Genomic DNA, 23357 nt, shown 5'->3' on the forward strand with positions numbered 1-23357 from the left:
GAAAACCTCAATCAGCTTCGGGGTGCCTCACGCAACCACACCGGCTCAACCGAACTCAAAGCCGCAGCCGCGGTCAGCCGCCACCCACTCTCATACGCGGCAGCGAACCCCTCATCCCCCAACTCGCCCCGCCCCCGAGCGGTCAACGCCCGGACCTGCAAATCAGTCCGATCATGCGCCCCTCGCAGCCGAGCCGCCGCTCCCAGCAAAACAGCCGCGTCCCGATACCGCCCATACAACCCAGCGACCCCAGCCACCGCCACCGCGACACTCGCCAGAATCGGCATATCCGAACTCTCCACCGCCGCGACGTACGCCCGCCCCAACGCCGCCTCAGCCCCCGCCCCGTCCCCCACCTCAAGACAAAGCGCGCCCCGCGCCAACGAGATCAACGCCTGCTCATGCCCGCCCCCGAACGGCGGATGCTCAGCCAACCCAGCCTCAGCCGCCTCGATCCGCGACCGAGCCCGCTCCAGATCGCCGATCCGCACCCACAACCCAGCTTCGAGCGCATCAGTCAAAATCGCCAGCTCCGGAGAAACCACCCGCCCGCGAGCCGCAGCGATCAGCTCAACCGCCCGCGCGGTCTCCCCACGACGGACATGCACATCGATTGCCCGCAGATCCAGGAAAACCTCGTCACCGACATTGAGCGCCCCGAACTCCCGAGCCAACGCCCTGGCCCGGTCCAGATCAGCCAGTCCACCGTCGAGGTCACCGTCGTACTGCCGCAGCAACGCCCGCAACGGCAAGGCGGTAGCGAGCCCCCACCGGTCACCAGCCCGCCCGAAGATCTCCAACGCGGCAGCGACATCACCCCGGACCTGGTCGAACTGGCCCGCGTTTTCGGCGAACTGGGCCCGGAACAGATGCGCCAGCCCGGACAACCACTCGTCCGGCCCGTCGATGAACCGCTGGACGGTGCCCGACGCCGCATTCGTCTCCGGCATCGTGGCCAGCCGGAGCGCGACGAGCGCACCGCCGAAGGACGGCAACTCCGGCTGGGCGGCAAGCGCTCGCAACTGCTCGCGCCAGTCGGCGGGCGGGGCTTGGGAGGCAAACCGGTTGATCAGCAGCACTTGCTCAGCGACGGCCCGCGTGACGCTCGCCTGCGCTTCCGGCGTGGAAACGGCTTCGTTGAGCCAATAAACCGCGTCAGTGTGGCGACCGAGCATCTGCCAGTACCAGGTCAGGTTCACCGCAAGCCCGATCGCGCCATCGGCGTCGCCGGTATCGCAGAGATGACGCAGGGCAGCGAGCACGTTGTCATACTCGGCACGGAACACCCGCAGGGCATCCGGCTGCCGAGGCCCGCGCAGCAGCGGGTCATAGTGCGCGACCAGACCGGCGAAGTACTCCGCAGCGAGGTCCCGCACACCGTCTGGTGCGGCAAGGCTTCCCAGCCCGTACTCGCGAATCGTCTCCAACATCCGGTACCGGCCAGTGTCCGGCACGAGCCGCAGCAACGACCGGTCGACCAAGCCCGCGAGCAGGTCCGGGATCTCGTCCGGCGGCACCGCCCCCGCACAGACCGCAGCGGCCGAATCCCGGGTGACTCCCCCGGGCAGGACCGAGATCCGTTCCGCGACCGTGCGTTCTTCCGGGCCCAGGAGATCCCAGCTCCACGCGATGACCGCACGCAGCGTCCGGTGCCGGGGGAAGGCGGTCCGGCTGCCGGTAGCGAGCAAGCGGAACCGGTCGGACAGCCCGGCCGCCAGATCGGGCAGAGCGAGCGTTCGCAAGCGCGCCGCGGCCAGTTCCAGCGCCAGCGGCAAGCCGTCCAAGCCGCGGACCACGGTCGTGACGTCGGCGAGGTTCGCCTCGTCCACCACGAAACCCGGACGCACCGCCGCGGCCCGCTCGCTGAACAGGCGCACGGACGCGGTTCGCCGGGCCTGGTCGAGGTCCGCGTCCGGCTCGGGCAGGTCGAGCGGACCGAGCGGCACCAGCGTTTCGCCGTCGGCGGCCAGCGGTTCACGGCTGGTGGCCAGCACCCGAAGCCCAGCGCATCGGGACAGCAGCGCCGCGACCAGACGGGCGATGGCGTCGACGAGGTGCTCGCAATTATCCATCAGCAGCAAGCGTTCCCGGCCGCCGAGCTGATCCGCGAGGACGTCCAGTTCGGTGCCGTCGACCCGCGTCCTCGCCTCGAACAGCGCGCCGCCGCGCATCCCGATCCCGGCCAGCACGGCCGCGCTGACTTCGGCCGGTTCGGAGACCGAAGCGAGGTCGATCAGCCAAGCTCCGCCCGGGTATTCGTGGCGGCGGGCGGCCTCCAGCGCGATCCGGGTCTTGCCCGCGCCGCCGGGACCGAGCACGGTGATCAACCGGCTGGTGGCGAGCAGTTCGGCGATCCGGGCGAGGTCGTCGTCCCGGCCGACAAAGCTGGTCAGCGCCGCGGGAAGGTTGCCTGAGGTCTTCTCCGGAAGCCCCTCGACCGGGCCGCGCAGCAGGCGCAGATGCCGCTCCCGCAGGGCGGTGCCGGGATCGGTGCCGAGGGTCTCAGCCAGCGCTTCACGGATCTGCTCGTAACGAGCGAGCGCGTCGGCTTGGCGGCCTTGGGCGGCCAGCGCGTCCATGAGCAACGCCGCCGCCCGCTCGTGGACCGGGTGTTCGGCGAGCAATCCGGTCAGCCGGGCGGCAGCCGTCTCGACGCGCCCCAGCGACAGTTCAGCTTCGGCGAGATCAGCGACTGACTCGACGGAGAGGGCGGCCAGCCTGGTCGCGGCGGCCACCGAGACCGCGGCGACCGCGGCGGGCTCGGACCGAGCGCCCCACAGCTCCACGGCCTCGCCGAGCACATTCGCGGCGGCCAGCACCTCTCCGGCGCGCAGGTGGTCCCGGCCCGCGGCGATGAGGTGTTCGAACTGCAGCACGTCTACCTCGGCCGGGCTCACCGCCAGCCGGTAGCCGCCCGCGGACTGCGTAACGACGTCGGCCGAACCGAGTGTCCGGCGCAGCCGGGATACGAGAGCTTGCAGGGCGTGGGCGGGACCGGCGGGCGGGTCCTCGGCCCAGATCGCGTCGACCAGCACGCCGGGCTCGACCGGTCGGCCGCCCGCGAGCGCCAGCCGCGCCGTCAGTGCCTGCAATCGCGCGCCGGGAACGGGCAGGACGGCATCGCCGCGAGACACCTGCACGGCGTCGAGCAGCGTCACGCGAAGCGGGACAGCAGCCACCCTTCGATCTTCGCGCGTCCGCCTGTTGGCTGCTCGAACCGGGGTGTGCGCGCCGTGTGCGCCTCGTGTGAGCGACGGCGGGCAGCCTCGGGTTCATCGCACAAGAAAGGGGGTTGTCATGCATGACGTAGTGATCGCGGGGGCCGGGCCGGTCGGCCTGTTCCTCGCTGGCGAACTGGCTCTCGCCGGCAGTTCGGTGCTGGTGCTGGAGAAGGAGCCGGAGCCGCATTCCCAGTGGCGGAAAATGCCGCTCGGGCTGCGGGGTCTGTCGGGCGGGTCGGTCGAGGCGTTCTACCGCCGCGGGATGCTGTCCTCGCTGCTGGCCGAGTCCGGGACGGAGCCCGCCGAGGACGAGCAGCTGCGCCCGCGCTCGGTCGGCCATTTCGCCGGTACTCCCCTCGACCCGGCCGAGGTCGACCTCTCCGCCCTGCCCTACCGGCTGCCCAGCCCGGCCCTGGACGGCATCATGACCAGCCTCGACGCCGTCGAGACGGTGCTGGCCGAACGGGCGGTCAAGTTCGGAGCCGAGATCAGGCGCGGCGTCTCGGTCTCCGGTCTCGTCCAGGACGACGAGAGCGTGACCGTCCAGGCCGGTGCGCGTGAGTACCCGGCTCGCTGGCTCGTCGGTTGCGACGGCGGACACAGCACGGTGCGACGGCTCGCGGGCTTCGCCTTCGCCGGCACCGAACCGCAGCTCACCGGGTACGTCGCGCTGGCGGGCATCGCCGATCCGGAGAAGCTGGCTCCTGGCTTCACTCTGACCCCGGACGGCATGTATCTCACGATGCCCACGCCCGGCCACTTCGGCGTGCTGGATTTCGACGGCGGCGCGTACGACCGGTCTCAGCCGCTGACCCGCGAACATCTTCAAACGGTGCTGCGCCGCGTTTCCGGCACCGACGTGACGCTCGGCGAAATCCACCTCGCCTCCAGCTTCACCGACCGGGCGCTGCAGACCACCGAATACCGGCGCGGCCGCGTCCTGCTCGCCGGCGACGCCGCGCACATCCACTCGCCGCTGGGCGGGCAGGGTCTCAACCTCGGCCTCGGCGACGCGATGAACCTGGGCTGGAAGCTCGCGGCGACCGTGCGCGGGCACGCACCGAACGGCCTGCTCGACACCTACGCCGCTGAACGCCATCCGATCGGCGCGAAGGTGCTCGACTGGTCGCGCGCCCAGGTGGCGGTCATGCGCCCGGACCCGCACTCCCGGGCGATCCAGGCCGTGACCCGCGACCTGCTGGCCACCCGCGACGGCACCGCGTACGTCTTCGGGCGTACCTCGGGCCTGTCGCTCCGCTACGACCTCGGCGACGAGCATCCGCTGGTCGGCCACAACGCGCCGGACTTCCGTCTCGCCGACGGCACCCGCCTCGGCGAACTGCTGCGGGACGGCCAAGGCGTCGCCCTCGATTTCAGCGGCGACGAACGACGGCGCGACCTGGCGGCGCGCTACCAGGTCCAGTACCGGGCCGTTCCGGCGCGCGACGACCTCGGCTTCGCCGCCGTGCTCGTCCGGCCGGACGGAATCGTCGCCTGGGCCGGTCACGGCTCGTTCGAAAACGCTCTCGCCCGTTGGTTCTGAACTCACTGTCCTTTGTGGAGGTTTAACTCATGGAAAACCACTGGATCGCTGCCTGGGGAACCGCGCAGCAGCTGGCGGCGGCGGCCGAACCCGGCGGCGGGCCGGAAATGCCCGACGAAGCACAGCCGGACACCGCACCGGAAACGGTGAGCGCGCAAACCGTGCGCATGGTGGCGCGTTCGACCGTCGGCGGCACCGCCGTGCGCGTCGCCCTTTCGAACGCCTTCGGCCATGCACCAGTCCGTATCGGCGCAGCCTTCCTCGACGGCACACAGCTGACCTTCAGCGACCGTGCCGAAGTGGTGCTGCCGACTGGCGCGCAGATCTACAGCGACTCGATCGAGTACACCGTGTCCCCTCAGGCCGACCTGACCGTCTCGCTGTATCTCCCCGACGAGAAGGTCACCCCGACGCTCCACGAGGTCGGGCTCCGCACGGCCTGGCTCGCTCCGGGCGACCAAACCGCCTCGACGGACCTGCGAGACGCCACCGAGTTCCAGTCCTATCTGTGGCTCACCGGCATCGACGTGCTCGCGCCGCACAGCGCCGCCACCGTCATCGCCTTCGGCGACTCCCTTGTGGACGGCATGGAGAGCACGCCCGGTGCCGACGCACCATGGCCGTCGGCGCTCGCCCGCCGGTTCACGTCCGATTTCCCGCCCCGCGCGGTGGTCAACATGGGCATCTCCGGCAACCGCGTCCTGCGCGAGACCGATGGCATGGGCACCAGCGCGCTGGCCCGCTTCGACCGCGACGTGCTGGCCCGCCCCGGCGCCCGCTGGCTCATCCTGTGCGAGGGCATCAACGACCTGTTTTTCGGCTCCATGCCGGGAATGCCGGAGAGCGAACGGGCCACCGCGACCGACCTCATCGCCGGTTACCGCCTGTTGATCGCCCGAGCGCACTCGCACGGTCTGCGCGTCATCGGCTGCACGTTGCCGCCGATCGGTGGCGCCCCGGTCTTCACACCGGAGTTCGAGGACGCCCGCCAGCAGGTGAACCGCTGGATCCGCGACAGCGGCGAGTTCGACGCGGTGACCGACCTCGACGTCGCGCTGCGCGATCCGGCCGAGCCGGCGAAGACGCGCGCTGAGCTGATCTCCGGCGACGGCGTCCACCCGAACGACATCGGGCAAGCGACCATCGCCGGGGCCTTCGACCTGGAACTGTTCCGGGACTAGGCGGCGATCCGGTCCACCCAGTACGCCGTGACCGGCACGATCGCCAGCGCCGCCGCGAAGCCGCCGATCGTGTCGGTCGGGTAATGCGCGCCTAGCCCGACCTCGGCCCACGCCATCAGGAACCCGGCCACCAAGGCAAGCCCCAGCGTCCACACCACCGCCACGACCCGGCTCGAACGCCCGGCCACGACGTAGGCCCCGATCAACGCCAGCGCGGTCGCGAAAGCGGTGTGGCCGCTGGGGAACGACAGATAGCTGCCGTGAATCGTCCGCCCGGTCAGTGGTTTCAGCACCGAGGTCACCACGACGGTCAGCCCGCAGCCGAGCGCGACCAGCACGGCCGTCCGGAGCCGGTTCGTCAGCAGGCAGCCGCCGATCGCCAGGACCAGGATCAGTGCCGCGCCCAGCGGTTCGCCGCAGAAGTCGATCGCCGTCGCGAAGTACCACCAGGGGTCGGACACGAGGTCCGGGCCGGGCAGGAGCGGGGCGTCGAACGCGCTCGGCACGGAATGTCCGGCGAAGCGCAGGCCGAGTGCGATCAACGTCAGCAACCCGAGGACGGCCAAGACCAGCGACGGCGTGCGCAGAACGACCGGAAGCGCCCGGGGCGAAGTCTTCAGTCGGTCGCGCACACCTTCCTTCATACCGCGGAAATCGCTTCCTCGTAGCCTTCGAGCAGCCGTTTCAGTCCCACTTCCGGGGTGAAGTCCGCCTCGTACCGCTGGCGTGCGGCCTCGCCCATCTTCCGGTTCAGCTCGGCGTCAGCGACCTCGCCAAGCGAGGCAGCGAGCGCCGTCGCGTCGCCCGGGGTGTGCAGCAGGCCGGTGACGCCATCGGTGACCAGCTCCTCGAAGGCCCCGTGCGCGGGCGCGACCGTCGGCACCCCGGCAGCCATCGCTTCCACCACTACGAGACCGAACGCCTCCAGCCACGTGGAGGGCACCACGACCGCGACCGCTCGGGCGATCAGTTCCTGACACGAGGCTCGGTCTTGCAGGCCGACGTACGACACGTTGTCGCGTCCGGCGGCCCAGGCCGCGACATCGTCGGACAACGGCCCGGTCCCGGCGATCAGCAACGGCAGCTTGCCGGAGTACTGCTCCCACGCGGCTTTGAGCAGCGGGATGCCTTTCTCCTCGGTGAGCCGTCCCAGGAACAGCAAGTGCTCGCCGTCCCCGACGCGCCGACGTCCCTGGTCCGGGACGAAGTTGTGCTTCACGGTCATCCGCGCCGCGGGCAGGCCCGCGTCCACGAGAAGGCGGCGCTGGGCGTCGGAAATGCAGAAGAACCGGGTCACGCCGGTCCGCCAGCGATCCCGGTTGACCAGCAGGTTCACCGCCATCGGCACGGTCGCGGCGGCCGAATCGCGGTAACAGCCGTGCCGGACCGCGGGGACCGGCAGACCGCCGACGCAGTCGGTGCAGATCCGGCCGTCGCGGTAGAGCGTGCCGGGAGGGCAGACGAGGCCGTAGTTGTGCAGGGTCGCGACCACTGGCACCCGCGCCTCGGCGCACGCGGCCAGCACCGACGGGGACAGCAGCGGGAAGGTGTTGTGGACGTGCACGACGTCGGGTCTCTCCCGCCGAAGCTGCGCCCGCAACTCGGTCCGCGACGAGCGGTTCCACGGCACTTGCAGCGGCACCAACGCCTTGCGCGCCAACGGCATCGACGCGATGTCGTCGCTGTGCCGTTCGAACCGCTGCACCTCGACCCCGGCCGAGGCCAGCAGCGAGACCTCGGCGTCGACCACGTTGTTCTCGCCGCTCGGCTGTTCCGACCGATAGCGGTTGTGCACCACCAGAACTTTCACGCCAGCTTCTCCCTCGCTGGAGCCTCGCCCGCCGCCAGCAACGACGCGGCGACCGCCAGATGCAGCAGATACGGTGACGCGTCGCCGAGCCCTGCTTCGGTGTACGACGCGGAAACGCAGTAAGCGATCAGGAAGATCGCGCACGCCCTGGCCAGCGACGGCGGACGCAGCACGGCGATCGCGATCAGCACCAGCAGGATCGCCGCGACGATCCCGATCCCGACGAAACCCTGCTCGTGATAGATCGCCAGCCAGCTGTTGTCGATCGGAAGACCGTCGTAGGACTTGTCGGTGAGACCGACGCCGAAGATGTACTCGAACCCGGACCTCGGCGCGGACAGCAGCGCGTCCCACACCTTCGCGCGGCCGGTCAGGCTGGAGAAATCGTCGGTGCTCTGTCCGCGCAGGAACCAAGCCTGCAGCAGGGTGCCCAGCACCACCGCGGCGAAGCCTGCCCCGAGCACGATCCCGGCGAACACTTTCCGCGCCCGGGCGCTGACCAGCCCCAGCGACAGCAACGCGACGATCAGCCCGGCGACGAGACCGAGCGTCGCGGTGCGGGTGTGCGTGAGCAGCAGCAGGCCGAGCGACGGCACGACGACGAGCAACGCGCTCTTGGCGTCGGTCCGTTTGCCCAGCCACATCAGCGCCGCGAGCCCGGCGATGACCGCCGCGTACTGGCCGACCTGCGGCGGCGTCAGCGGCCACACCGCGCCGGAAAGCCGGCCGCCGTAGATGTCCGGCATCGCCTTGCCCGGCGCGATCGCCAAGCCGAGCACGACCGACACCAGCACCGCGCCGAACATCCGGATGTGCGCCCGCACGAACGTGAACGAGCCGTCCCACCAGCCGCTGAGCAGCCAGAGCGTCGCGACGAACACGGAGAACCGGAAGCAGCGGAACAACGAGCCGTAGCCGGATTCCAGGTGCACGCTGGCCACGATGCTCGTGAGCAGCAGGAAGGTCAGGAGCAGCAGGTACGAGCTCGGCCGGATTCTGATCCGCAGGTTCAGCAAGAGTGCGAGAAGAAACGCGGTCATCAGCGCGCCCATGGTGATCAGCTGGATCACCGTGCGCGGCAACGGGATCACCGTCTGCGCGCCGGTCGAGCCGAGCGTGTTGAGGATGAGCAACGCCCAGGCCGCGCTTACCGCTTTCGGCGCCGATTTCGTTTCGGCGGGCAGCGTGGCGGTCAATTCGGCCACGTCAGCCACCCCCGTTCGGCCGGTAGCTCGAATTCGCGTCCTGGTGATACGGCGAACCTTGCCATTCGCCGATGCCGACGACGTTGTTCATCTCCTTGGCGACGAACGTCCACGGCCCGGTATAAGCGTTGTCGTGCCAGGAATTGTCCTGCTGGAACGTGATCGCCTGCTGGATCACCGCGCCCTGGTACGGCGACCAGTCCGGGTAACTGCCGAAATTCGACAGCACGCCGGTCCGGCCGCACACCTCCTCGCAGCCGAGCGCCGCCGAGTTGAGCGTGAACTGATTGTGCTGCACCACGACCCGCTGGGTCTTCCACCGGCAGTCGTCGTACAGCGGTTTCTTCGAGATTCCCGGCGCGGAACAGGTCGCGACGTTCGGCACGAGTTTCGTGCACGAGCCGCTGGAGGTGTTGGCCGGGCTGTTGCAGAACCGGTCGGCGTTCTCCCACAGAAGGACGCCGTTCCAGTTGTCCTGCAGCAGGTTTCCGGAGATTTCGAGAGTGCTCGTACGCGCCTTCCACCGCGGTTCGCCGCCGGATTCGGAAACGTAGATCGTCGCCGACGGGAACGGGTCGCCGCGGTCGGCATGCGCCCGGCCGTCGACCAGGTTGTTGCGGCGGAAGGTGTTGTCGCGGATCACCGCGTTGTAGCTGGTCTCGTAAATGATCGCGGCGCTGTCGTTGTTCTCGATCAGATTGCCTTCGATCAGGAAATCGTTGTTGTTCGTGTCGGCCCACAGGCCGGTGCCGCGGTTGTCGTGCACCCAGTTGCCGACGACGTCCGCGCCGTCCACCGCCCAGAACTTCATGCCGCCGGTGCAGCCGCACCCCGAGACCTTGGTTTCCCAGTTCCCGGTGTTGTTGCCGGTGATCTCGGTGCCGCGCAGCACCAGCCCGGTCACCGCGGCGCTGCCGGAGTAGGCGTTCATGCCGTACTGGCCGTTGCGGCGCAGGCAGCTGTCGAGCACCTGCTGCTTCGGCCCGGCCATCAGCCCGGCCCCGTCGTTGTCCTGCACGGTCAGGTGCTGCACGACCCAGCCGGGAGCCGAATCGTGGTTGACCACGCCTTCGTCGCGCGGCGCGGTGAAGCCCTGCACGGTGAACGATTCGAGCCGGACGTCCTTGGCCGGGCCGGCGAAGGCGTACCGGTTGTGCTTGCGTCCGTCGAACACCGCTCCGGGAGCGCCGAGGAAGACGTCGCCGTCCTTGGGCTGCACCTGGTCGTACTCGTCGTCGCTGAGCCGATGCGTGCCGGGGGCGAGCCAGAACGTGGTGCCCGCCGGGGAGTTCTTCGTTTTGGCCGCCAGATCGCCCACGACGGCCGGGTCCACCCGGACCGCACCGGTGGGAGCGTTCGCCGGGCCTGGCGGCACGTGGTCGCAGACCGCGGCGATCGGTCCCTGCGGCGAGGTCGATCCGGCGGCCGGAGCGGGCGCGGCCCCGGACGAGCTGCACGAAGCCAGCGTGAGCGGGAGCAACGCTCCCAGCAGCAGCAAAGTCCTTCGCACGGTGGATCCTCTCGACATCAGGGCAGGCGGAGCACGGTGGTCAGCGGCCCGGTGACCAGGCCGGAGCCGACGAGCGTGGTGGCGGGTTCACGACGGCCGAAGCCGGGCGAGTACCAGCCCAGCGGCGGATTCGTTTCGCCTCGGTGCGCGGTCCAGGCGAGCTGCGGCGGCAGCTCCAGAGTCGCGGTACGACCGGGCCAGGTGAGCTGCGCGGTGCTGCCGGAAAGCTCGACGTCCAGCAGCGGGCCGAGGTGGAAGGCGAGTTTGGCGGGGCCGCCGCCGGTCACCTCGTCGACCACGGTCAGCGTCCGGCCGGACAGCTCGACGGTGCGGCGGTGCAGCGCCGGGGCGTAACCGTCGTGTTCGGCCTGCCATTGGGTGGGTGTCGCGGCGAGGGTGCGCGACTGGGCGTGCCGCGTCCACAGGAACGGACCGCCGGAAACCGATTGGTCGACCCCGCCGAGCTGCAGCGTGTTGTGGCCGAGCGTGGAGCGGAAGTACGCGCGCCACTCGGGTTCGCCGTGGTAGCAGTACGTTCCGGGGTCGGCGAGGAGGTCGACACCGTCGTGCCGGACCTCAATGGACAACGCGTCGGCGTGCGCGTGCGCGGCGATGGCGAGGAAACCGTGCGGACCGCTGTCGCATCGGCACCAGATCTCCGGACCGTTTTCGCTGCGCAGGATGGTCATGCCCGCGTCGGCGAAAACCGGCCGCTGGCGGGCGTTGTCGAGCTGCGGCACCTGGGCCCGCAGCGTTGCGAACAACGCCGTGCGCACGTCGTCGGCGGGCAGCTTCGGCCACCACTCCGCGCGGCCGAACAGCGCGTCGCCGGTGGCCAGCAGCGAATGCCAGCGGTCCGTGTCCGGTCCGTCCACGATCAAGCCGTACCCGTCGTCGGCGTCGCCTTGGCGCGGCGGCCGTCCGGCACAGTCCACAATGGCCGCGAGCGCGTCGCACATCGCCCGCAGTTCCAGCCAGGTCGACCGCGGCAGCCGAGGTCCGGCCTCCAGCGCGGCCGCGAGACCCAGCTCCAGCACGAGACCGTGGTACTCGGTGGCCAGCTCGCGGTTCAGCCCGGACGGGAAGGTGTTGGCCCGCAAGTGGAAGTCCAGCGAGCGGACGGCGTCGCTTCGCCAGCGAACCGACTCCGGGAACCAGTTGAACGCACACGCCGCCGCCAGCTGCCCGGCTGCCTCGGCCAGCACGTGGTTGTTGGCCGACGTGCCCCGGCTCGGGAATGCCGCCAGCCACCGCTGGTGGTGCCAGATCTGCCGCAGTGCCTCGGGATTGTCCTCGAACAGCCCGGGCGCGCCGGGCCAGCCGTCCAGCAGGCGGCGCACCCACACCCACGACAGCAGCCGGATCCCCAGCTCGATCCCGCTCAGCCAGTGCACGCCGCGCATCGGCGGGTTCGCCGCCCACCACGATTTCAGGTGGTCGGCCACCCGGTGCGCGTAACGGTCGTCGCCGGTCACCCGGTAGGCCGCGGCCAGCACGGTCAGGTGCTGGTGGCGCGAAGGTTCCCAGATCTGCTTGATGTCGCCGATCAAGTTCTCGTCGCGGTACGGGATCTCGAACGAGTACCGGTCCCCCGGGGCGCGACGGCCGGTCTTCGGATCGAACGCCCAGTCCGGGGCGACCAGATCGTCCCGCGCCACCCCGAAGTACTCGGCGTGCCCGTCCATCAGCCGGTCCGCCGCCGCGACCAGCCGGTCCCGTCCGGTCGCGGGCACCTCCGGCCCGGCGGGCCAGGACGGGAACTTCCGGGTCGCCGACCACTTCGGCTGCCGCTGGGGTTCGGCGCGCCACCGCTGTTTGCGCACGACGTCCCCGGCGCGGCCGACGATCTCCGCCGGTCCCATCGCGGACAGCCGGCGCAGGTACCAGGACGGGTCCATCACTGCTCCAACCGCACCGGCGCGCCGGTTTCCAGGCTGCGGTGCACGGCCAGCGTCGCCAGTGTCGTGGACACGAGCGAGTCGAGGCTGATCGGCATCGCGACGCCGGTCTGCAATGCCGTGATGAAGGCGTCCAGTTCGGCCTGCTGTCCCTTGTCGCGGGCCTTCGGCAGTCGCGAACTGGTCCAGCGCTTGCGTCCGTACACCGAGGCGCGGACGAAATCGTCGAATTTCAGCACCTTGCCGTCGGCGAGGACTTCCAGCGTTTCCTTGGGGAACGCTGTGTTGCCGCTGGTGATGTAGCTGATCGACGCGGTCGAGCCGTCGGCGTAGCGCAGCAGCACCTGCAGGTCGTGGTTGCCGGGAGTGCCGGAGGCGTAGACCGAAACCGGGTCGCTGCCGAGGAACCAGCTGACCGTGTCGATAAAGTGCCCGCCCTCGCCGACGAACCGGCTGCCCTCGGAATCGGCCTGGTTGTACCAGCTGTTCGCGTCCAGCCGGCCGGCGTTGATCAGGTACCGCACCGAAGCCGGGCCGACGCGCGGGCCGAACTGGTTCTTCGCCTCGACCAGCAGCGGCGCGAACCGGCGGTTGAACCCGACCTGCAGCCGGTCGTTGCCCGATTCCGCCACCGCGTCGACGACGCTGCGCAATTCCTTCTCCGACAACGCGAGCGGCTTCTCCACGAACACCGCCTTGCCCGCCAGCAGCGCCCGCCGCGTCAGCTCGGCGTGCGAGCTGTGCCGGGTCACCACGAAGACCGTGCTGACCTGGTCGTCGGCGAGCAACGCGTCGACATCGGTGCTGGCCGAGACGAAACCGAACTTGCGCTTCGCGTTGGCCCCGGAGAGCGCGGACGTGGTGACGACATCGGTCAGCAGCACGCGTTCGTCCCCGGCCAGATGCGGCAGGATCATCGACGACGCGTAGTTGCCCGCGCCGATGAACCCGATCCGTAGCCACTGCAACGGGTCTGGCCGTTCCTTGCCGACCGTCACCGCCGGAACCGCGGACACCACGCTCTCGTCCTCGGCGGGCGGCGCGTCCGGGTAGCGGAACAGCACCGCGACCGCCTTCAGCTCGCCCTCGTTCAGCGCCCGGTAGGTCTCGACCGCCGCGGAGAAGTCCGCGGTGTGGCTGATCAGCGGCGACACGTCGAGCTTGCCCCGCGCGGCCAGGTCGAGGAAGCATTCGAGGTTGCGGCGTTCCGTCCAGCGCACGTAGCCGATCGGGTAGTCGCGGCCCTCCAGCTCGTAGGCCGGGTCGTAGCGACCGGGACCGTACGACCGGGAGAACCGGACGTCGAGTTCCTTTTCGTAGTAAGCGTTCCACGGCAGGTTCAGCGAGATCTTGCCGATGTCGACCACCCGGCCTCGGTCGCGCGCGAGCCGCGCGGCCAGCTCCACCGGATCGTTCGACGCCCCGCCCGCGGCGAGATACACCTGGTCCACGCCGTGCCCGCCGGACAGCTCGGCCACCGCCTGGTCGATCTCGCCGGACGCCGGATGTCCGCAGGCGAGCGCGCCCAGCTCCCGCGCGAGTTCGCAGCGCTGCGCGTCCGGATCCACGCCGACCACGCGCGCGCCTGCCGCCACCAGCAGCTGCACCACCAGCTGCCCGATCAGGCCGAGCCCGATCACCAGCGTGAGGTCGCCGAGCTGCGGTTCGCCGCGCCGGACGCCCTGCATCGCGATCGCACCGACCGTCGCGAACGCCGCCTGCCGGGGCGAAAGCCCGGCCGGCACCTTCGCGTACAGATTCTTCGGCACCCAGTTGAGCTCGCTGTGCAGCGCGTGCTCGTTCCCGGCGCACGCCACGAGGTCGCCCACCACGACATCGTCGATGCCTTCGCCGACCTGCTCAACCACGCCGCACAGCGAATAGCCCAGCGGCGTATAGGAATCGAGCTTCCCGGAGACCTTGCGATACGTCGCGGCGAGACCGTTCGTCGCGACGCTCTGCATCACCTTCGCGACCTGGTCCGGCCGCGACCGGGCCTTGCCCAGCAGCGACATTCCCGCCTCGGACACCTTCATCATCTCGGTGCCGGTCGAGATCAGCGAGTACTGGCTGCGCACCAGCACGCCGCCCGGTTTGCACGCCGGCACCGGGACGTCGAGCAAGGCCAGTTCGCCGCTCTTGTAGTTCTGCACTACCTGTTTCACTGGACTCCTAGCCGCTCTCCGCGGAGGGCCCCGCGGTACCAGTACTCAAGGGTCAGCACGTGCCAAAGATGTTTCGCGCGGTCCTCGCGCCCGGCGGCGTCCTCGGCCACCAGCCGGCGCAAGGCGTCGCGTTGCAGGAAACCGGACTCGACCAGGACGCCGTCCTCGATGACCTCCCGCACCAGCGGCGCGAGGTCCCGGCTCATCCACGCCCGCAGCGGGGCGCTGAACAGGCCTTTCGGCCGGTACACGATTTCGTCGGGCAGGATCGCCGTGGCCGCTTTCTTCAACGCCACCTTGCCTTGCCGTCCGGCGATCTTCTCCCGGCCGGGCACCTGGAACGCCGCCCGGACCACTTCGACGTCCACGAAGGGCGTTCGCACTTCGGTGGAAGCGGCCATAGTGGACCGGTCGGTGTAGGCGAGGTTCAAGCCGGGCAGGAACATCCGCGCGTCGGCGAGGCACATCCGGTTGACCTGGTCGGTCAGTTTCGTGTCGTAGTAGACGTCGGCGTGCTCGGTGAGCACATCGTCCACTTCGGACTGAAGATCCGGCGAGACCAGGCTGAGCAGTTCAGTCCGGTCGTACATGGTGTAGCTGCGCCGGAACGCGGTTTCCTCCGGAAGGTCCGCAAAGGACAGAAACCGCTTCGCGAACCGCACCGACCGATAACCGCGCGTGGAGGACGCGACCGGTAGCCGGTCGACCGCCGCCCCGATCGCGCGCCGGGCCACCCCGGGCACCCGCCGGTACCGCAACGCCAGCAGGTTCGCCAGATGCTTGCGGTACCCGGCGAACAGCTCGTCCGCCCCCATTCCGGACAGCAGCACCTTGACGCCGGCCTCGCGCGCCGCCGAGCAGATCAGGAACGAGTTGATCGCCGCCGGGTCGCCGATCGGTTCGTCCAGGTGGTGCGTCATCCGCGGCAGCAGGTCCTGCACGTCCGGCGCGATCTCGATCTCGTGCAGGTCGACGCCGAACTGGCGGGCGACGATCCGGGCGTAGCGCAGGTCGTCCGGCATCGCCTCGAATTTCGCGTCCTCGGGACGGAAACCGATCGTGTAAGCGGAAATCCCCGGCTGCTCGCGCGCGGCCAGCGCGGTGAGATAGCTGGAGTCCAACCCGCCGGAAAGAAAGGTCGCCACCGGGACGTCGGACAGCAGGTGCTTGCGGGTGGACTCCTCGACGACCGCGTGCAGGTCGACCTCGCCGCGATGCGCCGCGCCCTCCTCGGCGACTTGGCGAAGCGACCAGTAAGTCCCGGTGTCCGTGCTGCCGTCCGGCCGGAACCGCAGCCAGGTGCCGGGCGGCAGTTTCTCCGCCTCGCGGTAAGCGCACCGGCTGTCCGGGACCCAGTAGTACAGCAGCGACGCGATCATCGCCGCCTGGTCCACGTGCAAGGTGTCGCCGAGTTCTCGGGCCAGCGCTTTCAGCTCCGACGCGAAGACGACCCCGCCTCCGCGACGCACGAAGAACAGCGGCTTGATGCCGAGCTGGTCGCGTACGAGCACCAGCTCACCGGTGCGTTCGTCGTACACCGCGAAGGCGAACATCCCGCGCAGCCGCGGCAGGCAGTCCGTCCCCCACTCTCGCCAGGCCCGCAGCAGCACCTCGGTGTCGGAGGTGCCGCGGAATCGCACCCCGGCGGCTTCGAGTTCGGCCCGCAGCTCCGGCGCGTTGTACAGCTCGCCGTTGTAGGTCAGGGCAAGACCCTCGGCCGTCATCGGCTGCGCGCCGGTTTCCGAAAGGTCCACGATGGACAGCCGCCGGTGTCCTAAGTGGACGTCCCGGTGGTCGTAGCGGCCGTCGCCGTCCGGGCCCCGGTGCGCGAGGCACTGGGTGAGCCGATCGGTGAGCGGGCCGCCGTCCGGCCAGCTGTACGCGCCCGCGATGCCGCACATGCGCTTCGTCCCCCTAGCTTTCCTGAACGGGTTTGAGCCGTCTGGTCGGTGCGTCCGGATCCACATCTGTCCGCGGCGACGGCGACGGCGGCCGGCTCCGGTCGAACGGACGGCGCCTGCGCTCGGTGTCGCGTTTGCCCGGCCATTCGATCGGCTTGGTTTCGTCCCGCAGCTCCAGCTCGATGACCGTGTCCGCCTGTTTCTTCGCGACCACCGCCGCGCGCCCGCGCAACGCCGTGTGCAGCCCGTCCCAAAGCGTGCCGTCGGTGTGGTCCTTCGGATCCGGATCGACCAGCACGACACCGAGGATCGGCACGCCGCAGTCGGCGAGCTGCCGCGCGACGGTGTGCAACCACTGCGTGTTCGCGAACCCGGCTCGAACCACCAGGACGGCCTCCGCGCCGAGCGTCGACAGATCGGTCCACGCCGTGCCCGGAGCAGCCGTGCCGACGCCGACCCGGCGCACCGCTCGCGCCACTGCGGGGTCGCCGGCCTCGACGACCTGGACGTCCCCCTCCACCGGCAGCCGCGACACTTCCTTGCCCGGCAGGTCGTCCACGAGCACCACCGGCCCGTCCTCGGCCAGCGATCGGCCGAGTTCCACCGCCAGCTCCGCCGCGGTCGAAGCCGCGCCGATCTCCAGCAACGACAGCGAAGCCCGGTCCTCCCTGGCCGCCCGCGCGAGGGTGAGCGCGACCCGGCTGGTCTCGGTAACCGCCTTGGAACGCCGCCACAGCTTCGCCGGGCCGACCGGCTTCACCCCGACCTGCGCGATGACCGAAGCACCGAGGTGCTGCGAAATTTCGCGGCGCAACACCGGCCGGTCCCGGACCAATGCGGTCACCGCGGCGAACGCGAGCCCGAGCGCCAGCCCCAAGGCCAGTCCGACGCCACCGTCGGTGCCGTAGGTCTTCAGTTTCGACACCGGCTGGATCGCCGGTGCGTCCACGATCTGCGTCCCGGCGATGACCTCCGGCGACCCGATCCCGGCCTGCTGCGCCTGGTTCTGCAAATCGGCGATCTTCGACACCAGATTCGCGCGCTGCGTGTACAGCTGCTCCAGTGCACCCGCGTTGGAGTTGCGCCCCTTCGCGACTTCGGTCGCGGCCTGGTTGTCGACGTCGGCCAGTTGCGCCTGTGCCTGATCCCGCTGCTGCAGCAACGCTTTCGAGCGGCCGTTCGCGGCGGCTTGGGTGCGCTGCGTGTGGTCGGCGATGAACGCGTCCGCGAGCGCCTTCGCCTTCGCGACCGCGTCGTCCTTGGTCTTCGCCTTGACCGTCACCTGCAGGACGTTGTTGGTGAGACCGAGCCCGGCGTAGTCCTTGAGGAAATCGGACGGTGCTTCGGTGCTGTTGATTCGTTTCAGCGCGGCCGCCGCCATGTTCACCGTCGAGACCACGGCGACGTCGGTGCGCATCAGCGTGCCGCTGTCGGTCGGGGAGTCATTGGGGTGGATCACCATGATCTTCGTGACCGCGGTGGGCGGCGCGGGCAGCAGAATCGCCACCGCGCAGCCGAGAACCAGCCCGGCCAGCGCGGTCGTCAGCCAGAACCGCCGCTTGCGCCGCAGCGCGACCACCAGCCGTTGAAGATCGACCAGCGGCTGGGCCTGCCCGGCGCTCATCGCGCACCCGCCAGCTCGTCGGTGCGCTGCTTGGCGACCGGCTTTTGCCGCGCCCCACCGGCGATATGCACTTCCCGGGCCAGCACGGCACCGAGAATTTCGCGGCCGGCGTCCGAGCAAGCTTCCGCGATCGAAACCAATTCCCACGCGTTGCGCGAGCCGAGCGAGACCACCACGAGCACCCCTGCCGTTCCGTCCGGCACGATCGGCTGCGCCCCGGGTACCACCTCGATTTCGGCCACCGTCACCTCGACGCGGGTGCGGTCGCCGCGCGCGGTGCCGGCGAATTGCTCAGCGACGTTCCGCGCCGAGGCATCTCCGCGCGGAACAAGAATGAGCAGCCGCAACACTCCGTCGCGGTCCGCGCCCAGCCGGGCGAGCACGCGGCGGTACCGCACCTCGCGCGCCGCGTCGTCCGCCGACGCCGGAACCTCGGGCAGATTCCACGGCCGGTCGTTCCCGACCGCCTTCCGCCACCACTTCACCCGCGCGTCCGAAGCCGCCGGGATGTCGATGCTCGCCAGCACCGGAGCACCCAGCGCCGCACCGATTTCGGTTTCGCTGCGCGGCCTCCGATCAGCCCGGGCACCGAAGAGGTAGGTCAGGATCCCGACCACGAAGAACAGCACCGCGCCGCCGAGCGTCAACTGCAGGAACGTCGGCGCGGACGGCGAGGACGGCCGTTCCGACGGACCAAGCACGACCATGTTGCCCGCGCCGGTCGCCGCGTCAGCCGCGTTGAGGTTGTTGACCGCCTGCTCCAGCGCGGTCCGCAGCCCCTGCAACGTCGTGCGTGCCTGCACGCCCTCGACGGTGTCGCCGTTCGCCACCGACTTCGACAGGTCGAGGATCCGCTGGTTCGTCTGCGCGACCTGCTGCCGCAGCGATTCCTTCTGCTGTTGCGCGAGTTGCGCCGCCCGGTCCGCGGAATTTCCGAGCAATTGCGTCGAATACTTCACGAACTCGCCCGCGACCTGGTCGGCCAGCTGCTGCGAGCGCTCCGGGCTGGAGCCTTTCGCGGTAATCGTCACGACATTGCCCTGGGCCACGGACGCGGCGACCAATTTCTGCAGATCCGTTCCGCGAATCCCGAGCCCCAGCGCCGCGGACGCCCGGTCGAGCACCACCGAACTCGTCGCCACCTGCGCCTCGGTCAGCAGTTCGTCCGGCTGCCTCGCCCCCTGCAGCAACACGCTGGCCTGCGCCTCGTATCCCGGCGAAAGCACCACCGAAGCCCCGGCCCCGACACCCGCGCCGACGACCGCGAGCAGCAGCAGCGCTCGCCATCGCCGGCGCACGACCTTCCCCACTACAGAGAGGCGTACTGTTTCGTCACTCAAAACCAGGTCTCCCCTCACGGGCCGACGCACGGGTCATTGACCCCGTCGCGGCACCGCACCGGTTGGTTACACCATCCGGCCGAACCTTGTTCGAAACGCGACCCAGCTCAACCCAGCGCACGCTCGTACGCCTTGATCAACGCCGCCTGGGAATTGCCCCAGGCGAGCGGTCCGCGCACGCGCTCCCTGCCGAGCCGCCCCATCCGTTCCCGCTGCTCCGGGTCGTCCAGGAGCACGGCGACGAGCTTCGCGAACTCCGCGATGTCGTTGGCCGGGGCGTAAAGCGCCGCCTCTCCCGCCGACACCCGCGCCTCGCGCAGCTCGAACGACACCATCGGTTTGCCCATGGCCATGTACTCCATGACCTTGTTCATCGTCGACACGTCGTTGAGCGGATTGAGCGGATCCGGCGAAAGACACACGTCGGCCGCGGACAAATACCGCAGCAGATCCTCGTCGGACACCCGGCCGGTGAATTCCACCTGTCCGGACAAACCGAGCTCCCGCGACAGCGCGACCATCTCGTCGAACGTGTCGCCCGCGCCGACGAACACCGCGTGCCAGTCGTCGCGGCCCACCTCGTCGCGCAGGGAGGCGAGCGCGCGCAAGGCGTAGTCCACGCCGTCCTGCGGGCCCATCACGCCGAGGTAGCACAGCAGATTCGGCTTGCCGCGCTTGAGTTCCGGCTCCGCCGGCACCTCGTGGAACCGCTCCACGACCGGCGCGCTGCGGACCACGAACACGTCCTCGGGACGCTTGCCGCCGCGGATCCGCGCGACCTGGCGGTAGCTCTCGTTCGTCGCGATGACGACGTCGGCCGCGCGATAGGTGGCGCGTTCCAACGCACAAACGCCGCGGTAAAGGAAATCCTGCCCGCGGTCGAAGCGCGACAGATACAGCTCCGGCACGAGGTCGTGCTGATCGAAAATGAATTTCGCACCGCGTCTTCGCAACATCCGGGCGACGAGGAAAAGCAGATCCGGCGGATTGCAGGCGTGCACCACGTCGACCCGGCCGATCTTGCGCGCGAGCCGGAACGTGTGCCACAGCGCGGATCCGTACTCGCGCGCGTACCCGGCGGGCCCGCCGGTCGCCGCCTGCAGCGGATACCGGTGGATGTGCACGCCGTCGAGCACGACTTCGGCTTCGGTGTCCCGTTTCGTACCCTGTGGGCAGATCACGTGCACCGTCATCCCGGCGTCGCGCAGCGTCTGGCATTCCTGCCACACCCGCCGGTCGAACGGCACCGACAGATTCTCCACGAGAATCAGCGCGACCCGGTTCCGCAGGATTTCGCTTCCGGAAAAGCCCTCACCAGGCAAGGCCGACGTACCCCTCTTCCGCCCGGCGCGCGGCGGCGTCCGGGACACGGACCAGATCGATCAGCACCGGCCCGCTGCCGTGCGGCAGGACGGCCAGCACCTCCGGGTCCGAGGTGCCGATCAAGCACACCTCGGAGTGGTCGAGCACCTCCTGCACCGACCCGGCGAGCAGCTGCCCGAGATGCGGCAGCCGGCTTTCGATGTACTCGCGGTTGGCCCCCATCAGCCGCGACAGGCTGACGTTGGCGTCGTGGATCTTGAGGTCGTATCCCTTGCCCAGCAACCGCTCCGCGAGTTCGACCAGCGGACTCTCGCGCAGGTCGTCGGTGCCCGGTTTGAAGGACAGCCCGAACAGCCCGATCTTGCGTTTCCCGGTCCGCGCGACCAGCTCGAACGCCCGGTGCAGATGTTCGGTGTTCGATGGCAGCACATGCGCCAGCAACGGCACCGAAACGTCCGCCTGCCGCGCGGCGTAGACGAGCCCGCGCAGGTCCTTCGGCAGGCACGAGCCGCCGAAGGCGAATCCGGGCCGCAGGTACGCCGGGCTGATGTTGAGCTTGCGGTCGGCCAGGAACACGTCCATCACCTGGTGCGAATCGAGCCCGAGCGCACGGCAGATCGCGCCGAGTTCGTTCGCGAAACCGATCTTCACGCCATGGAAAGCGTTGTCCGCGTATTTCGTCATCTCCGCGACCGGGATCGGCACGCGGAACACGTCGCCGGGCAGCCCCTCGTAGAGTTTCGCCACGACGTCGCCGCTGGCGGGATCAAACTCACCGATCACCGTTTTGGGCGGCTGGAAAAAGTCGCGGACGCTGGTGCCCTCGCGCAGGAATTCCGGGTTCACCGCGACGCCGAAGTCGACCCCCGCGGTGCCGCCGCTGTGCTTTTCCAGTATCGGCACGAGCAACCCGAGACAGGTGCCCGGCAGCATCGTGCTCCGGAACACGACCGTATGCCGGACCTCGTTGTCCCCCAAAGCTTTCCGTTCTTTCAACGCGACGCCGATCTCCTCGGCGACGCGCTGCAGGTACTCCGTGGAAAGACTCCCGTTGGGCGCGGACGGCGTACCGACGCACACCAGGGAAACGTCCGTCGCGAGGATCGCCTCGGCCACGTCGGAAGTCGCCCGCAGCGCACCGGAAGCGACCACCTCCGCGGTCAGCTCCCCGATCCGTTCCTCGACCACCGGAGCTTTGCCGGCGCGCACGAGATCCACCTTCGCCGGGTTGACGTCAACCCCGACTACCTCGTGTCCTTGTCCCGCCAGGCAAGCCGCGGACACGCACCCGACGTACCCCAGCCCGAAGACACTGATCTTCACTACGGAACCTCCGCCCGACCGTTCGCTGCTCATTGGTCGGAGCGCGGACGGGCTTCGTTACCGGTTCCGCATAACAAGGCGGGAACCCGTGTTCTCGCACGGATTCCCGCCTTCTGCCAGCCGCCGGGCCCGGGTTACCCCATCCGGCCGTACCGGCAGGGGAATTTGCCCACGGTTATCCGAAAAGGGCAGTAATTGCCTCCCGGAGCTTCGGAAAATTCAGTTTCCGCCGACGAACTCCGACGCCAGCTTCTCTCCGGTACTTGTTGCGGCAGCGTGATCTTCGATCGGGTTCACCTCGGAGTCCTTGAAGCACACATAGGTGACGCCGGAGTCGACCCCGCCGTTCTTCGGGTCCGGGTTGATGCCGAGATCCTTCGCCGTCGCGTAGGACGCTTCGCCGATGATCTTGTCCGGCCCGGTGTCGCCGATGACCGCGTACTCGACCTTGCCGTTGTAGATCACCGCACACGAACCTCCGCCGCGAAGACCGGAGTTTTCGTAATTCCAGATGCTGCTCGAACTGGGGACCACGAGGTACGGCAGCTTGGCCGCGTTCAGCGGCTGGCCGTCGGATTGCGGGAAGGCGGTGTCGGGGAGGAAGCAGCAGTCGGTGTTCTCGTTGCATTCGGTGGTGCGCTGTCCGTCGCAGTCGATGTCCATGTCGGCTTTCCAGAAGACCGCCTTGCCCGCGTCGCACACCGGGACGGTCGCGCTGCCGGAGTCTTCGTCGGTTTTGTATTTGCCGTTGGAGATCTGCTTGCAGGAGGCGACCTTGGCGAGAATCTGGTCCGCGGTCGGGCCCGCCTGAACCGCTTCCGGGGCGGTGGTCGCCGCGGAGGCGAGCGCGGTGGGCAGGACGGCGGCGGCTATCGCCAGAATCGCGAGCAGGACGAGTTTCCGCATCGACGCTCCCTGTTTATTAGGAAACTTTCCTTACGGCGGCGCGCGCTCAGAATGCCGCCGAACGGACGCGGTCACAACCCGCCAAAAGAGGGTGTTTTTTCCCGCCAGACCGAGCAGTCCGTGAAGGAACCCCTGGGGGAATCCGGGTCCCGGAAGGGCGTCGGGCAGGGATCCAAGTCCGTGAAGGGCCCCTTGAGGGAATCCTTGGGCAATGCCTGGGATTTAGGCGGTGCTGCGGGTGGATTGGGAGCGCGTCAGCCCAGGCCGGGAAGGCCGAGCGGACTGACTGCGGACGGGCCGGTCGGGCGGGAGCGCGATGTGCGGTCCGTGAAGGGCCCCTTGAGGGAATCTGATTTACACAATGGGGCCCAAAAGGGCCCCCCGGGATGGGGGAGGATGCGGGAATA

General features: G+C 69.4%; 15 protein-coding genes. 2 read left to right on the forward strand and 13 right to left on the reverse strand.

What is annotated here, in order from left to right; all coding sequences use genetic code 11:
• Nucleotides 1–11 precede the first annotated feature (11 nt).
• Entirely contained in the window at nucleotides 12–3179 is a 3168-nt protein-coding gene (locus tag ACWGIC_RS34240) for a BTAD domain-containing putative transcriptional regulator (protein WP_452080062.1), read from the reverse strand.
• Nucleotides 3180–3297: 118 nt separating this feature from the next.
• Here ACWGIC_RS34240 and ACWGIC_RS34245 point away from each other — a divergent pair, with 118 nt between their 5' ends.
• Both ACWGIC_RS34245 and ACWGIC_RS34250 read left to right on the forward strand, forming a co-directional pair.
• Nucleotides 3298–4764, forward strand: coding sequence for an FAD-dependent monooxygenase (locus tag ACWGIC_RS34245; protein ID WP_452080063.1), 1467 nt, complete (start codon nucleotides 3298–3300; stop codon nucleotides 4762–4764).
• A 29-nt stretch (nucleotides 4765–4793) separates the two neighbouring features.
• Nucleotides 4794–5945 (forward strand): SGNH/GDSL hydrolase family protein, encoded by a 1152-nt coding sequence (locus ACWGIC_RS34250; RefSeq protein WP_452080064.1) that lies wholly within the window; start codon nucleotides 4794–4796, stop codon nucleotides 5943–5945.
• Here the strand turns inward: ACWGIC_RS34250 and ACWGIC_RS34255 are convergent.
• From ACWGIC_RS34255 to ACWGIC_RS34310, 12 genes are all read right to left on the reverse strand, one after another.
• Entirely contained in the window at nucleotides 5942–6577 is a 636-nt protein-coding gene (locus ACWGIC_RS34255; RefSeq protein WP_452080065.1) for a phosphatase PAP2 family protein, read from the reverse strand. The genes ACWGIC_RS34250 and ACWGIC_RS34255 overlap by 4 nt on opposite strands.
• 8 nt (nucleotides 6578–6585) lie before the next feature.
• Nucleotides 6586–7755: a glycosyltransferase family 4 protein gene (locus tag ACWGIC_RS34260; protein WP_452080066.1), complete on the reverse strand. Its 1170-nt coding sequence runs from the start codon at nucleotides 7753–7755 to the stop codon at nucleotides 6586–6588.
• Nucleotides 7752–8951 carry an O-antigen ligase family protein gene (locus ACWGIC_RS34265; RefSeq protein ID WP_452080075.1) on the reverse strand — a complete coding sequence of 400 codons (1200 nt, stop codon included), beginning with the start codon at nucleotides 8949–8951 and terminating at the stop codon, nucleotides 7752–7754. Before ACWGIC_RS34265 ends, ACWGIC_RS34260 begins: the two co-directional genes overlap by 4 nt.
• Before the next feature lie 10 nt (nucleotides 8952–8961).
• The gene (locus tag ACWGIC_RS34270) at nucleotides 8962–10491 is read right to left on the reverse strand and encodes a right-handed parallel beta-helix repeat-containing protein (protein WP_452080076.1); all 1530 of its coding nucleotides are present in this window, start codon (nucleotides 10489–10491) and stop codon (nucleotides 8962–8964) included.
• Complete coding sequence (locus ACWGIC_RS34275) at nucleotides 10488–12368, reverse strand: alginate lyase family protein (protein WP_452080067.1); 1881 nt, start codon at nucleotides 12366–12368, stop codon at nucleotides 10488–10490. Before ACWGIC_RS34275 ends, ACWGIC_RS34270 begins: the two co-directional genes overlap by 4 nt.
• The gene (locus tag ACWGIC_RS34280; RefSeq protein WP_452080068.1) at nucleotides 12368–14533 is read right to left on the reverse strand and encodes a bi-domain-containing oxidoreductase; all 2166 of its coding nucleotides are present in this window, start codon (nucleotides 14531–14533) and stop codon (nucleotides 12368–12370) included. The genes ACWGIC_RS34275 and ACWGIC_RS34280 overlap by 1 nt, the downstream gene beginning before the upstream one ends.
• Nucleotides 14530–16434 (reverse strand): asparagine synthase (glutamine-hydrolyzing), encoded by a 1905-nt coding sequence (gene asnB / locus ACWGIC_RS34285; RefSeq protein WP_452080069.1) that lies wholly within the window; start codon nucleotides 16432–16434, stop codon nucleotides 14530–14532. Before asnB ends, ACWGIC_RS34280 begins: the two co-directional genes overlap by 4 nt.
• A gap of 13 nt (nucleotides 16435–16447) precedes the next feature.
• Nucleotides 16448–18058, reverse strand: a complete 1611-nt coding sequence (locus ACWGIC_RS34290; protein WP_452080070.1) for a Wzz/FepE/Etk N-terminal domain-containing protein — start codon at nucleotides 18056–18058, stop codon at nucleotides 16448–16450.
• Nucleotides 18055–19398, reverse strand: coding sequence for an exopolysaccharide biosynthesis protein (locus ACWGIC_RS34295; RefSeq protein WP_452080071.1), 1344 nt, complete (start codon nucleotides 19396–19398; stop codon nucleotides 18055–18057). Before ACWGIC_RS34295 ends, ACWGIC_RS34290 begins: the two co-directional genes overlap by 4 nt.
• Nucleotides 19399–19505: 107 nt before the next feature.
• Nucleotides 19506–20579, reverse strand: a complete 1074-nt coding sequence (locus ACWGIC_RS34300; RefSeq protein ID WP_452080077.1) for a glycosyltransferase family 4 protein — start codon at nucleotides 20577–20579, stop codon at nucleotides 19506–19508.
• Between the two features lie 130 nt (nucleotides 20580–20709).
• A complete protein-coding gene (locus tag ACWGIC_RS34305; RefSeq protein ID WP_452080072.1) occupies nucleotides 20710–22044 on the reverse strand; it encodes a nucleotide sugar dehydrogenase in 1335 nt (444 codons plus the stop codon).
• Between the two features lie 219 nt (nucleotides 22045–22263).
• Nucleotides 22264–22950, reverse strand: a complete 687-nt coding sequence (locus tag ACWGIC_RS34310; protein WP_452080073.1) for a glycoside hydrolase family 75 protein — start codon at nucleotides 22948–22950, stop codon at nucleotides 22264–22266.
• Between the last annotated feature and the right edge of the window lie 407 nt (nucleotides 22951–23357).

The sequence above is a fragment of the Amycolatopsis sp. NPDC054798 genome (assembly GCF_053611505.1).